Below are 13,227 nucleotides of genomic sequence, written 5' to 3'. Positions count from 1 at the left end.
AATAATAACCTCATCTTATGATAAGGCTATTATCTCATATTTTGGTGTCCATTGGATAGGTTTTTAGAGGTGCCCTTTAGTAGCTTCTACTGCTTGTTCAACTTTTTTAGAAACAGCCTTACCAGCTTGGCTTGCTGACTGTTCTGCACGTTTCACGACTTTTTTTGTCTCTTCTACAACCTTAGTAACAGTACTTGAAAAGGCACCTGCGCGACGGAGGCTATTTCGTAATTGTTTTTTACGATTGAGTTTCTTTGACATGATAAAATCCTTTCAATAAAAAACCCCTGCTCTGACAAGGATTTAATATAAATATTCTATCAAGATTTTAGTAAAAAATCAAGAATCTATCTCGTTTAATAATTTCGCTCACCGAATAAGCCATCTGGCAAATCATGGAATCCCTTGCCTGCCTTGAAGTTTTCAAACTTACCAAGTAAGAACTGATAAGCATCCAAGCGGCTTTCGTAACGAATCATAGCATCTTTGGCACGCTCGTCCTGGTCTTCTTCGTAAACTTTTTGACTTTCCTTGTGTGCCATGTCATTGATCATAATCTGGGTATTGACCCAGGCTTCAAATTCCTTCATAAATTCTTGTTCGTAACTCATTTTTTCTCCTTATTCTAATCCACGGAAATAGTCCGTGTCAATCTCACGGTAGGGCTGAATATCCTGAACATACTCCAGCACACCTTGGAATTCTCCCTCTTCATCGTGCACTGCAGCGTAGGTAATATGAACAAACTTACCTCGCGACTCAGACTTGAACCACATTTCATACTTGTCTTTAGTACCCTCACGAAGACCCTTCATGATAGTCTTGACCTTGTCCAAATACTTAGGCGGATGGCAGAGTTCGACATTGCGCCCAACTTGGGACGGGGTCCGTTTGAAAATCATCTCATCAGCTGGCGTATTGTCATTGTAATACTGGAAAATATCGTCTTTATTGACAAAGGTAATCTCCATAGGGAGGTGATTGAGGATGAGATTGGCCTGCTCGACTGAAAGATAGCCATTCCCAAAAGCCTGTTGACTATGGCGGTCCAGCACTGTTTCCTTTTCCTTAGGGGTAAAGGTAATAGTAAACTGTCCTTCTGGCGTATCGATAACTTGCTGAACTTGACCTTCTGTCGTATCTAGTTGTACGGGCTCATCTGCACTCTTTTCCTCAACAAAACTCTGGCGTTCTGGCACCCATTTCTCTGACGGACGGATGATGGCATAACCATAGGCATCGCTCTCCTCCGCAATCTGAAGCCAGTCATCCTGAGTAAAGGACTCAAGGAGAATCATAAGGAGAATGGACTCTTCCTTGAAAATCATACTTTCAAACTCTGTCGCAAAGGCTTCAAAATCTTCTTTTACAGTGGAAATCGGCACTTCAGGTAGTGACTTGGCTGTCGCTAAAGCTGTTTGAAAGAGTTCCCTGATCTGATCATCCACTCCCCACATGACCTTAGGAGGTGAATCGTGTCCATAGCGCTCCATGATAGGGAAGAAGAGTTCTTCTTTACGTTGGTAATGGATGTCAAATTGCCCCACAAGACCCATTTGGCGGACCAAACCCTTACGCATCTCCGCCAGCATTTCTTCATCTTCCATAGACTCATAGGTATCTAACAATCTACGAATGCGAATCAAGGCAGCACGGAGGGCCAGATTTTCTTCTTTGAAGACGCGAACTGGGTGGCCAGGGTGCTCGGTATCCTCTACTTCGACACCTTTAATAGCATTTTTAAAAAGATTGGCATGGACATCACAGAGTTCCATGACATCTTCAAAAGTGACGCCCGAGTCCGAGTTCATCAGCTCGTGCTCCATGAGGGAAATCTCTATGGCTGAAACACCCGCAAAGGTCGCATCAAAACGCTCCTGAACCGACTCAGGAGAGGCACCATTGTGCAATTCTAACAAAATATCCCGTAGGACATGAATCCGTTCATCTGCCATTAGTCTAATCCAATCACTTCGTAGCCGTTTGCTTCCAGTGTGCGAACAATCTTGTCCATAGGAGTTCCTTCCAGCTTAGAACCCTGTTTGAGCGATACTTTGCGACCGATAGTATTACGCATCAAGGGATTAGCAAGGGGTTTAAATCCCAGCTCAACTAGAATTTCCAAGACTTCTGGATGCTTGTCCACCACTTCTGCAACGGGAATTGACACATCGATGATATTGTCCATGACGACCTCCATTGTATGTTCTAAAATGATTTTACTGCTTATATTATACCACAAGGAAAGAGATTAAAAAAACTAGCAGTATAAGACTTGCTAGTTCTCTGTGACTTGAATTACGGACTAAATAAGTTTAAAGAGCCAATCCAATAGCTTAAATAATAGCTTGTAAAATAATAATTGGAATGCAAAAGAGATGAACATCCATAGGAATTTCACAATTCCAATAATCGGTTTGATAAAAATAATGGCAAGAAGACCCCAAAAAAGTTCATTCTCTCTCCTCTGGCTTGATGAGCCATCGAGCCGTATCCATTAACTTGTCTGCAATAAATAGTTTACCAAGACCGACAACAACATTGTCATCTTTCTTTATCGTTTTCATTACTTTTACACCTTGCATGGTCAAAAAGTAATTCCCGTAAATTTTAGCAAAAGCTTTGATAGGATTCATCTCACTCACCCTCGATTATTTCAGCCTCTTTTCGGATTGTTTCAACATCTTCTTGATATTGAACTTCACTATAATTGACTAGTTTGGACAATTCTTTCTGCAAGCTTTCACCCATTGGTTTCATAGTTGCAAAGGTTAAACCACCTGAAATGATACCACCCAAGATAGGAATGAATTTTCCCATTCCTTTGGCCAGCCCTCCCTTGGTAAGATTCACACCAAATATTCTTAAGACTTTTTTCAAAATAGGGTACCAAAGCGTCTTTGTTAAAGCTTTATTAGGTACTGTTTTCATTACCTGTTTGGCAATTGTTATACCACCTGCACGTAGCAAGGCAGCGGTTCCATTCACCCCCAACATGACACCTAGATAAAGCAAGAGGGTATTTTGAGCATCTTCACTCAACTCATCGCGTGAAGCCCAAAGATCTTCATAACCATAAATATAACCTAATTCTTGAGCCAATTTCAGAGAGAAACCATAAAATTGAGCTACATCAGCTGGAATAGTAATCGCCATAGCAATCCCTCCAGGTAATCCTGCCAAAACAGAAGTTCCACTCGCCAATAAAACATTATCCCTAATGCAGGCATTAGCCACTCGATCTAAAGTTTCTTGAGATAAGAGAGACGTTGGGCCTTGTTCTAATAAGGTAGGAATGTCCTGTGGATCCAATTCTTTGGAAAACTTATCCACTAAAAATTTCGAACGATCAACCTTAACAACTGGTAATTTTACCACTTGTTGCAATACTTGCATAGCTAACTCTTGTTCAGCCATATACAAACTCCTTTTACTTCTGTAAGTTATAGTCTATGATAGCATACTCATTTAAAGTATGTTTCAAATTCCCCTCAAAAGTTTTCAAAAACTCCTTATTTTTTTAGATAAATAGTCCAAAACACAAAATCAAAATCCTTGGCAACTTATTTGTTAAAGAACCTTAATAGCCTTTGTAGAGACAACTCGAATATTCAACTCTACCTTTACAACTTGATATTCTATCTATGAACGATAGTCTATTGTTGTTTTACCTAGAATGTCCTTTGAATACGTACTAACTATGAACTTTCAAGTCTCATTTTATAAATCCATAATTTCTTTTTTCTTTCGATCAAACTCTTCCTGAGATAGTATCCCAGCATCTAAAAGAGATTTTAGTTTTGTAAGGGCTTCGATTTGTTCATCTAATGATAAACTTGGTTTCATTGCTTTTTCATCTAAACCTTGTGCCATATTCATACCAAAAATCATCCCTGCACCATCACCTAGACCATGTTGCTCCACTCCTGATGCAATTTTTTGTTGTGCTGCAATATTAGATGCTTTCTGCGATACATCATCATAAGCCTTTAAATTCATCTTATTTGATGAAAATTGTTTAACCAATTCCTTAGATTCTGGTGAGAACTCAATATTAGCAATGGCAACTTTTACAATCTCAAATCCAAAACGTTCTTTCCAAGTCCCTGCATACTGTCCATCATTCGATACTTGGGTTGCAAGAATTGAAGCTTGTGACGGCAATTGTGAAATACGATAAGTTGTTGACAAAGAATTGAGTGCAACAATAAAAGATTGGAGAAACTCTGTCACTATTTGTGATCTAGCTTGAGCACTGTCGAAAGTATAATAAGTCACATTGGCAGGAAGAAAATTTCTGATAAATTGCTTAGCATCTGTAATTTGGATAGAAAATGTTCCAAAAGCACGTACTTCTAAATCTGTCCCATAAAACAAATCATTATACATGACTGGACCGCGAGTTCCAAATTTAATATCACGAATTTCTCTCAAATTAACAAAACAAATCTGTTTTTGCTGATCACTTTGACCTCCGAATCCAACACGATTAACAACATTGTCAAACAGTGACTTTTTCAATCCATCACCGTTAAAAACACTGCTCTCACCATTTTGGTATTCATATCCACCTGGTTCTGTAATAATTTCCTCTATACCAGACTGACTAAAGATAAAGGCAGCAGTATTTTCTGGAATAAAAATCTTGGATCCGTTCGAAATAATACCTACAGATCCCTTCGTATTGACACCCCTACCATTATTACTTTCTTGAACAATACCTGGACTTACAGCTGTATGTTCATCAAAAGCATGAACTGTGATAATTTCTTTCCACTGATCTGCAAATGTCCCACCAATAGAATCTGTGATTGCTTTTATCAACCCCATTTAATTGCCCCCTTATAAACTTTGCTCCATATCACAATAGGCACATCTCACTGTTTGCTTCACTTGACCTGACAAAGGTGCTCCACAAAAGCTACACTTGGTTGAAATCTTTTCTGGCTCTGCATCCTTAATCCCAAGCCCTGCTTTAAAAGTGTCAAATGTATCCTTAAATGTTTCTGCCAAAACATCTGCTCCAAACAAGCTACTATCTCCCAAGGTTTCAAAATTACTTGTATCACCTGAAATCAATTTAATAATGTTTCTAGCCCACTTGTCAGTATCCTTAGTATTATTAAATGAAAAGATAGCTTGCCCGCCATTATAATAAATTTCCAACCGTTTCACACCATTGGTTTTGGTTACTGAAACTTGAGGCTTCCCTTCAAAAATTTTAATCTGGTTAATGGGTATTGTAACTTGGTCTTTTTTCCCTCCCCAAAAACCTTTTTTGATATGTATTAAGTGTAGATTCGTTAAAATTAATTCATCTGTAGCCAAACCGCTTTTCCCAAAACTCACATGGTCACTATTCATAACCATATATTCATGCGGCAATAATTGATAATCCATATTGAACTCCACTCTTCCTATTAAAGACTAGCTTTCCACTGCTCCACTTGTTCATGTAGATTATCACGATAATCTTTTAGAGTCTTAATCACTTCTTCTTTCCCTTGAATCGGTGCTTTCTTGAGTGGACCATATTGTTTTTTCAGATTTTCCATTTCTTTTTTAGTGCTATCTTTTTGTTCTTGGATAGCAGCGCTATCTTCTAAAACAGTCCCTTTAAAGGCTTCGTCTGCTTCTGTATAGTAATTATCGATTATTTTCTCATTCATAATCAAGTAATCTTCATAGGTTTTTATAGACTCAATTGTCGTATCGCTAACATCTTGTGGGTTAAAATCGCTTGAACTGAGTTTTTCTTTTGCTTTAGCAAACAACCCTTTCTTCTCAGAACTACTAGATGAAGCTTCTGTTTGATTCTCACTAGAAGAGCTACTTGTTTTTTCAGAAAGAGAACTACAAGCAACTAGAGTAGAGACGGAAAGACATAGCAAAGCTAAACGACAAACTTTTTTTACATTATTCATTGATAAAATCTCCTTTTATTTATGAAATCATCATATCATATTTGCTAAAAAAAAAAAAAGCATTTTCTATTTAGCTAACCTTTAAAAATACAGAATTCTAGTTAAAAGAATATTTTTCCATTTCAAATGCCACATATTTTCCTCCACCAAAAAAGAGGGTTGCCCCTCTTCTTAGTTCTTATCCAGATTGCGTAGCATTTCGTCAATCTTGTTTCCATATTCGATGGATTCGTCTTTGACGAAGGTCAAATCTGGGATTTTGTACAATTTCAAATTACGACCAAGTTCACGTTTGATAGTACCAGTTGCTTTTTCAAGCCCGATTTGAGCTTTTTGATTATCTGAAGCAAGGTTACTCAAAATGGTGTAGTAAACCTTGGCAACAGACAAGTCACCCAGCATCTGAACATCTGTGATGGTCACGCCTTGGACACGCGGATCACGGACTTTCTTTTGCAAAATCTCATTGACTTCACGCTTGATTTCCATGCCCACACGGTCCGTACGGAAATGATTTGCCATGATATTCCTTTCTCTACTTTGAACCAAAAGCTAGGCCAGCAGACCTAGCTATTTTTAAACTTATTGATTTTCATTTCAAATTGGAACGAAGTTCAATTTGAAATCATCTGCTTCTTTCGCCGTGGTGAAAGTGATGGAACTGATTTATCAGTCCCATCACAGGGGATTTTTGAGACCCTAGGCTCAAAAATAAGCAATGAAACCATCGGTTTGCTTGCGTCCCTCACCACCTAAGAAAGGAGCAAAAATCTTATCTCTTGATTTCTTCCATGACATAAGCCTCAATCACATCATCCATCTTGATATCATTGTAGCCGTCAATCATCAATCCACCTTCACGGCCGTTTGTAACTTCTTTGACGTCGTCTTTGTAGTGTTTCAAGCTTGCGAGTTCGCCATCATAGATAACAACACCATCACGAATAACACGGACTTTAGAGTCACGGGTAACCTTACCGTTGATAACCATGAATCCACCGATAGTTCCCACTTTAGACACCTTGAAGGTTTCACGGATAACTGCTTCACCGATAACTTTTTCTTCGAATTCTGGATCAAGCATCCCTTTCATGGCTTCTTCCATCTCTTCGATAACCTTGTAGATAATGCTGTGGAGACGGATTTCCACATCGTCAGCTTCTGCTTGTTGACGAGCTTGTGGTGTAGGGCGTACGTTGAAACCAACGATAAAAGCATTTGAAGCTTCAGCAAGGGTCACGTCTGATTCGTTGATTGCACCGACCGCTGAGTGGACGATGGTAACTTTAACACCTTCCACATCGATTTTCTGAAGTGAGGCAGAAAGGGCTTCAACAGAACCTTGTACGTCGGCCTTGATAATAACGTTAACTGATTTGAGTTCACCAGCTTTAAGCGTATCAAAGAGGTTTTCAAGGCTGACACGTTGGGTAGCTTGACGTTGTTTCATAAGGGCACGTTTGGCACGTTCTTCACCAGCCGCACGCGCAGATTTTTCATCCTCGTAAACAGCAAAGTGGTCACCCGCCATCGGTGCTTCGTTCAAACCTGTGATTGAAACTGGTGTTGATGGCCCTGCAACCTTAACACGACGACCAAGGTCGTTGGTCATAGCACGGACACGACCGAAGGTATTTCCGACAACGATTGGGTCTTGAACATTCAAGGTACCTTGTTGAACAAGAAGGGTTGCTACCGCACCTTTTCCTTTATCCAAGCGAGCTTCGATAACTGTACCAATCGCACGAACTGTTGGGTCTGCCTTGAGTTCTTGGATTTCAGCCACAAGAAGGACTGTTTCCAACAATTCTTCGATGTTTTGGTTGAATTTAGCTGAGATTTCAACAAATTCAGAATCTCCACCCCAAGCAGTTGACATAACTCCATGCTCTGCCAATTCACCGATAACGCGTTCTGGGTTGGCACCTGGTTTATCAATCTTGTTGATAGCTACGATAATTGGAACGTTAGCCGCTTTTGAGTGGTTGATGGCTTCAATTGTCTGAGGCATAACCCCGTCATCTGCCGCTACGACCAAGATCGTAATATCGGTAACAGAAGCACCACGCGCACGCATAGATGTAAAGGCCGCGTGTCCTGGTGTATCAAGGAAGGTAATCTTCTTACCATTTTCCACGATTTGGTAGGCACCGATATGCTGAGTGATACCACCTGCTTCACCTGTCGCAACACGAGAGTTACGAAGGGTATCTAAGAGTGTTGTTTTACCATGGTCAACGTGTCCCATGATGGTTACAACTGGTGGGCGCTCAACCAATTCATCTTCATTGAGATAACCATCTTCGACAAAGAAACGTTCGATGTCGGCATTATCCACTTCAACCTTTTGTTTGGCTTCAATACCATAATCCACCATGAGGAGTTCAATTGTTTCCCCATCCAAGGATTGGTTTTGTGTGGCCATGACACCCATCATGAAAAGTTTCTTAACGATTTCAGCTGGTTCACGTTTGATACGTTTTGCGATTTCCGCAACGGTCATACCATCTGTATATTCAAATTCTGTTGGCAATTCATGGAATTTACGCTCCGTAACAGGTTTTGGAGTCTGATTGCGGTTGTTCTTGTTATTGCCTTTTTTGTTCTTTTTGTTGTTATTCCAGTTACTATTCTTTTGATTTCTCACTTGATTTTGACTACTTCGATTCTTTTGTTGTTTTCTAGGACCATCTTCTTCGTGATCATAATCATCACGTTCTTTGTCTGGTCGAGCTTGTTTTTTACGACGTGTATCCACTGGCGCTTCTTTAGCTACAGGAGCTGGTTCAACCACTGCTTGAACTTGTTGCGCTTGTTCAGCTAACTTAGCCACTTCTTCAAAGATTTCCTCTGGCTCCTTGCGTTTGTTAGCTTGGGCCAAGGCTTCTTTGGCAGCCTGAGTCTGCTTGAAACGTTCCTCACTTGAACGTGCGTACTCTGCATTTTGCTCTGCTTTTAGGGCTGCTGCACGGGCTTTAAAGTCAACACGTGGAGCCGCTTGATGTGGACGTTTGTCCTCTTGTTGACGGCGCTCATTTCCACGATTTTGCTGACCTTGCGGTTTCTTAGCTTGATCGTTAAAACGGCGATTGTCGCGGTTGCCTTGACCTTGTTTTCCACCATTGCGACCGTCGTTTTTCTGACGGTTTCCGTTTTGTTGCTGGTCACGGTTATTGCCCTTATTTTGCTTGCGTCGTTCTGCCTGCTCTTTAGCACGGGCTTCACGCTCAGCCTTGAAATTACGGCTTTGCGGTTTAGCTGCTACTTTTTCTGTTTTAGGAGCAACTGGCTCAGCAGGTTTTGCCTCTTCCTTAGCTACAGCTGGTTTAGCTGGTTCAGATTTCTCGGCTTTCTTTTCTGCACTTGCTTTTGGTGCTGCAGGTTTTGCTTCTGCTTTCGGAGCAGCTGCAGGCTTAAAGCTGGCAGCGATTTTTGCAGCGACAGCTTCTTCCACACTTGATGAGTGGCTTTTCACATCCAAGCCCAACTCTTTTGCACGCGCTACAACTTCCTTACTTTCTTTTCCAAGTTCTTTTGCGATTTCGTACAATCTTTTCTTAGACAAATCATGTCCTCCTCTTCTATTCCATAAGAGACCTCATTTTCTTTGTAAATCCAGCATCTGTTACAGCCAAAACCTTTCTCGATTTCCCGACTGCTATGCTTAATTCCAGTGTTGAAAACACGGTTACAATTTCTACTTGATAATAATGACTTTTATCTTGAATCTTCTTGGTCAGATTGGGTCCAGCATCATGAGCTAGAAAGACCAACTTGGCCTTGCCATCTTGAATGGCTTTAACGACCAATTCTTCACCCGATATGATCCGCCCTGCTCGCTGAGCAAGTCCCAAGAGATTGCTTATCTTTTGCTTATTCAAGTCCTAACTCTCTTCTTTTTACTTTATGATCCACATAAGCAATCAACTCGTCATAAAAGCTTTCTTCTACTTCCATGTCAAAGCTACGGTTAAAGACCTTCTTCTTTTTCGCCTCTAGGGCTTCTTTATTGTCTAGCTTGATATAAGCGCCACGGCCATTGGCCTTGCCTGTCGGATCGATAAAGACTTGTCCTTCCTTGTTCTTGACAATGCGGAGCAAATCACGCTTATCAATCACTTCATTGGACACAACAGACTTGCGCAAAGGGATTTTTCTCGTTTTCATCTTTCCCTCCTCTAGCAGCTTTTATTCTTCTACAGTATCGTTTTCTGCTTCCAAATCTACCGAACCAGCTTCTTCCATGGCTTCAAATTCGCTAGCAGACTTGATATCGATACGGTAACCAGTCAAGTGAGCTGCCAAGCGAACGTTTTGCCCACGACGACCGATGGCAAGAGAAAGCTTGTTATCAGGAACAACCACCAAGGCACGTTTGCTGTCGTTTTCATCAAAGATAACTTGGTCAACTTCAGCAGGAGCGATGGCATTGTAGATAAATTCAGCTGGATCTGCTACCCACTCGATAACGTCTATGTTTTCTTCGATTGGCACCATACGGTCGCTCTTGGCATCGTAACGTGCTGGGTGGAACTTGCTAGTAATCTTCTTGATATTCGCTCCGCCGCGTCCAACGATTGTACCGATAGCGTCTACGTTTGGATTATGGCTACGAACGGCAACCTTAGTACGGTCACCAGCTTCTCGAGCCACGCTCATGATTTCAACAGTTCCATCATAAACTTCTGGAATTTCTTGCTCCATCAAGCGTTTGATCATTTCTGGATGGCTACGGCTAACAAAGACGTTGACACCGCGAGGGTTGTCTTCAACCTTGTAGACATACACTTCGATACGATCATGAGAAGCAAAAACTTCACCAGGAATTTGGTCTTGTTTTGACAATTGGGCTTCGATGCTACCGAGATTGACATAGATAAAGCGGTTGTCAAAGCGTTCTACTGTACCAGACATGATTTCTTGCTCATGTTCTTTGTAAGTATTGTAAGTGATGGCACGTGTTTGCTTGCGCATTTTTTCCATGATGGTTTGTTTGGCAGATTGAGCTGCTACACGACCAAACTCAGCAGGTGCTTCTTCAAACTTGATTTTGTCACCAAGTTCATAGGCTGAATTAATGGCAAGAGCGTCTTTCAAGCTGATTTCCAAACGGCTATCAAATACTTCATCAACAACTTCACGGACAGTATAAACTGTAAAGTCACCTGTTTTTTCGTTAAAGTCAATAGCTACGCTGTCTGATTGACCATAGCGTCTGCGATAAGCGGAACGAAGCGACTCTACTACTGCGTCGATGATATCTTCTTTTTTGATTCCCTTGTCTTCTTCCAAAATGCGGAAGGCCTCTAGCATTTCTTTACTCATGTTTTCTTCACTTTTGAATCCTCAAAAGCTATCCTTTCTTTTTCTATAATTTAACTGCTAAACGTGCTTTTGATACTAAACTGTATGGAATTTGGACGGTTTTCTTACGCGTCTTGTCCATATATTCCATGGTCAACTCGTCCTCTTCAAAGGCCAACAGAGTTCCTTCAAAGACTTTTTGCTTATCGATGGCTTGGTAGAGCCCGACATGGATGTATTTCCCAACCGCTCCAGCTACGGCATCCTTGGTTTTCAAAGGACGTTCCAAGCCTGGACTGGTGATTTCTAGGAAATATTGTTCTGGGAAGGGATCTGGCTTGATGGTGTCTAGGACAGGACTGATCATTTCTGTCAAGTCTGCCGTGTCGTTCAAGGTAATTCCTTCAGGTTTATCTACAAAAATACTGAGAATCATGTCACTGCCAATCTTTCCATACTCGATATCCACGAGTTCGAAAGGCGCTTCTATGACAGGTTCTACAACTTCTCTGACTAATTCTACGATTGTTGCGATTGCGTCCACCTCCTCATAAGCAAGAGGCGAAGATATTTCCCCGCCTCTCTTTCTCATATTCTTGCTATAAGTATAACACAAATCAAGCTAACCTGCAAGGATTTGACCTTGAAGCTTTTTGTCTGGGCTTACAAGACTTACTGCGCCGCTCCTAATAATCCTAAGTCGTATTTCCAAGTTAAAACACGTCTCACAGACTCATCAATACGCTCTTCTGTCAACTCTCCAGAGGAAATTTTCTTTAATAGATAAGGGATCTGGGTTTGATAGGAAGACCCTAGAATCAGGTCATTTCCAGCTACAATCACTTGAAAAGCAGCTTCTTCCTGACTGACAAAATCAGCTAATCCTGCCATATCAAAATCATCCGTCATAATGACACCTTTGAAATGCAGTTCCTTACGAAGAAGGTCAGTGATTTTCGGTGAGATAGATGATGGTACTGTGTCAATTTTAGAGAGGATATTGTGAGAGACTAAGACACTATCTGCCCCTGCATCTATCCCAGCTTGAAAGGGAAGAAAATCGGCTTGTCTTAATTCATCCAGAGAACGATTATCTTGGATAATGGCAGTATGACTGTCTCCATTATCGCCATATCCTGGAAAATGTTTCAAGGTTGACCCAACCTTACTCTTTTTAAGTTCTTCTACGACCTGCTGAACATAGCTTGCAGTTGTTGGGGCATCTTGTCCAATCGTTCGATCATAAATGAAGGCTGACTGATTTCTTGCAAGATCCGCAACCGGGAAGAGTCCAGCATTGATGCCAACAGATTTTAGCAGCTCTGCCTTTTGCTTGGTATCAGAAAGCACTGCCTCCATTCCCCCTTGCTGATAAAGTGCCATAGGAGATTGAAAGGGAGTTTCTAAAATCGAACTGATACGAGTCACTGTCCCCCCTTCTTCATCTGAACCAATCAATAAAGGAATCTTTGCAGCATCTTGATAGCCCGTTGTCAAAGCCTTCATATCCTCTATAGTTCGTCCCTCGAAATCTCTTCCGAATAAGATATAACCAGACAAATGATAGGATCGAAGATCTTCTATCTGATGACTAGAAGGAACTCTGGCCCAAAATAATTGTCCTACTTTCTCCTCCAAGGTCATCGTGGCTAATCTGTCTTCGATAACCTTATTTTCCTCTCCTTCACTGGTTTCAATAGTTGTTTCAGTTTTTTCTACTTGAACCTCTTTTTCTGCTTGCACCTCTACTTGTCTATGTTGTTGGTAATCAGAAAAAATCAAACCAACTATCACAAGAAAAAAGAAAAGATAGAATACAAGAGGGTTTATACTATTTCTCATAACCTTTTCATTATACCACTTATCTGGCTACAAATACACACTTAGCAAAAACCACCTGTTTTGAAATCAAACTAAAAGGACCTAATTCTGTTCAGTACAGAACTAAATCCTTAGAATATATGATTCGTTTAACTTTTTGAATGAGAAACAGTTTTTG

15 protein-coding genes and 1 pseudogene are annotated in these 13,227 nt (G+C 40.8%); all 16 read right to left on the bottom strand.

The window, feature by feature from the left end; genetic code table 11:
* Window positions 1-75: 75 nt before the first annotated feature.
* Window positions 76-261 (bottom strand): annotated as a pseudogene (locus K1I71_RS03470) (helix-hairpin-helix domain-containing protein); the annotation flags it as partial.
* Window positions 262-356: 95 nt separating this feature from the next.
* Window positions 357-611, bottom strand: a complete 255-nt coding sequence (locus K1I71_RS03465) for a DUF1912 family protein (RefSeq protein WP_000119706.1) — start codon at window positions 609-611, stop codon at window positions 357-359.
* Window positions 612-620: 9 nt separating this feature from the next.
* Window positions 621-1,955, bottom strand: a complete 1,335-nt coding sequence (locus K1I71_RS03460) for a DUF438 domain-containing protein (protein WP_223330230.1) — start codon at window positions 1,953-1,955, stop codon at window positions 621-623.
* On the bottom strand, window positions 1,955-2,188 hold the full coding sequence (locus K1I71_RS03455) for a DUF1858 domain-containing protein (protein WP_000368734.1): 234 nt from the start codon (window positions 2,186-2,188) through the stop codon (window positions 1,955-1,957). Before K1I71_RS03455 ends, K1I71_RS03460 begins: the two co-directional genes overlap by 1 nt.
* Window positions 2,189-2,453: 265 nt before the next feature.
* Window positions 2,454-2,636: a hypothetical protein gene (locus tag K1I71_RS03450; protein ID WP_223330229.1), complete on the bottom strand. Its 183-nt coding sequence runs from the start codon at window positions 2,634-2,636 to the stop codon at window positions 2,454-2,456.
* 1 nt (window position 2,637) lies between these two features.
* Window positions 2,638-3,417 carry a hypothetical protein gene (locus K1I71_RS03445; RefSeq protein ID WP_084953052.1) on the bottom strand — a complete coding sequence of 260 codons (780 nt, stop codon included), beginning with the start codon at window positions 3,415-3,417 and terminating at the stop codon, window positions 2,638-2,640.
* 303 nt (window positions 3,418-3,720) lie between these two features.
* Entirely contained in the window at window positions 3,721-4,830 is a 1,110-nt protein-coding gene (locus K1I71_RS03440; RefSeq protein ID WP_223330228.1) for an SPFH domain-containing protein, read from the bottom strand.
* Window positions 4,831-4,842: 12 nt separating this feature from the next.
* Window positions 4,843-5,400: a C1 domain-containing protein gene (locus tag K1I71_RS03435; RefSeq protein ID WP_223330227.1), complete on the bottom strand. Its 558-nt coding sequence runs from the start codon at window positions 5,398-5,400 to the stop codon at window positions 4,843-4,845.
* 20 nt (window positions 5,401-5,420) lie between these two features.
* Window positions 5,421-5,924 (bottom strand): hypothetical protein, encoded by a 504-nt coding sequence (locus K1I71_RS03430; protein WP_223330226.1) that lies wholly within the window; start codon window positions 5,922-5,924, stop codon window positions 5,421-5,423.
* Between the two features lie 171 nt (window positions 5,925-6,095).
* The gene (gene rbfA / locus K1I71_RS03425; protein ID WP_001273601.1) at window positions 6,096-6,446 is read right to left on the bottom strand and encodes a 30S ribosome-binding factor RbfA; all 351 of its coding nucleotides are present in this window, start codon (window positions 6,444-6,446) and stop codon (window positions 6,096-6,098) included.
* A gap of 250 nt (window positions 6,447-6,696) precedes the next feature.
* On the bottom strand, window positions 6,697-9,489 hold the full coding sequence (gene infB, locus K1I71_RS03420; RefSeq protein WP_223330225.1) for a translation initiation factor IF-2: 2,793 nt from the start codon (window positions 9,487-9,489) through the stop codon (window positions 6,697-6,699).
* A gap of 16 nt (window positions 9,490-9,505) precedes the next feature.
* Complete coding sequence (locus tag K1I71_RS03415; protein ID WP_001041390.1) at window positions 9,506-9,805, bottom strand: YlxQ-related RNA-binding protein; 300 nt, start codon at window positions 9,803-9,805, stop codon at window positions 9,506-9,508.
* A complete protein-coding gene (gene rnpM, locus K1I71_RS03410) occupies window positions 9,798-10,091 on the bottom strand; it encodes an RNase P modulator RnpM (protein WP_000857567.1) in 294 nt (97 codons plus the stop codon). The genes K1I71_RS03415 and rnpM overlap by 8 nt, the downstream gene beginning before the upstream one ends.
* A 21-nt stretch (window positions 10,092-10,112) precedes the next feature.
* Window positions 10,113-11,249, bottom strand: a complete 1,137-nt coding sequence (gene nusA, locus K1I71_RS03405; protein WP_000032285.1) for a transcription termination factor NusA — start codon at window positions 11,247-11,249, stop codon at window positions 10,113-10,115.
* Between the two features lie 43 nt (window positions 11,250-11,292).
* Window positions 11,293-11,772 carry a ribosome maturation factor RimP gene (gene rimP / locus K1I71_RS03400; RefSeq protein WP_001808916.1) on the bottom strand — a complete coding sequence of 160 codons (480 nt, stop codon included), beginning with the start codon at window positions 11,770-11,772 and terminating at the stop codon, window positions 11,293-11,295.
* A 128-nt stretch (window positions 11,773-11,900) separates the two neighbouring features.
* On the bottom strand, window positions 11,901-13,070 hold the full coding sequence (locus K1I71_RS03395; protein ID WP_049546820.1) for a glycoside hydrolase family 3 protein: 1,170 nt from the start codon (window positions 13,068-13,070) through the stop codon (window positions 11,901-11,903).
* Between the last annotated feature and the right edge of the window lie 157 nt (window positions 13,071-13,227).

It is taken from the genome of Streptococcus mitis, from assembly GCF_019929545.1.
GTDB lineage: Bacteria > Bacillota > Bacilli > Lactobacillales > Streptococcaceae > Streptococcus > Streptococcus mitis_BU.
Note: the sequence above shows the minus strand (reverse complement) of the source record. Positions and strands in the feature narration are given on the sequence as shown.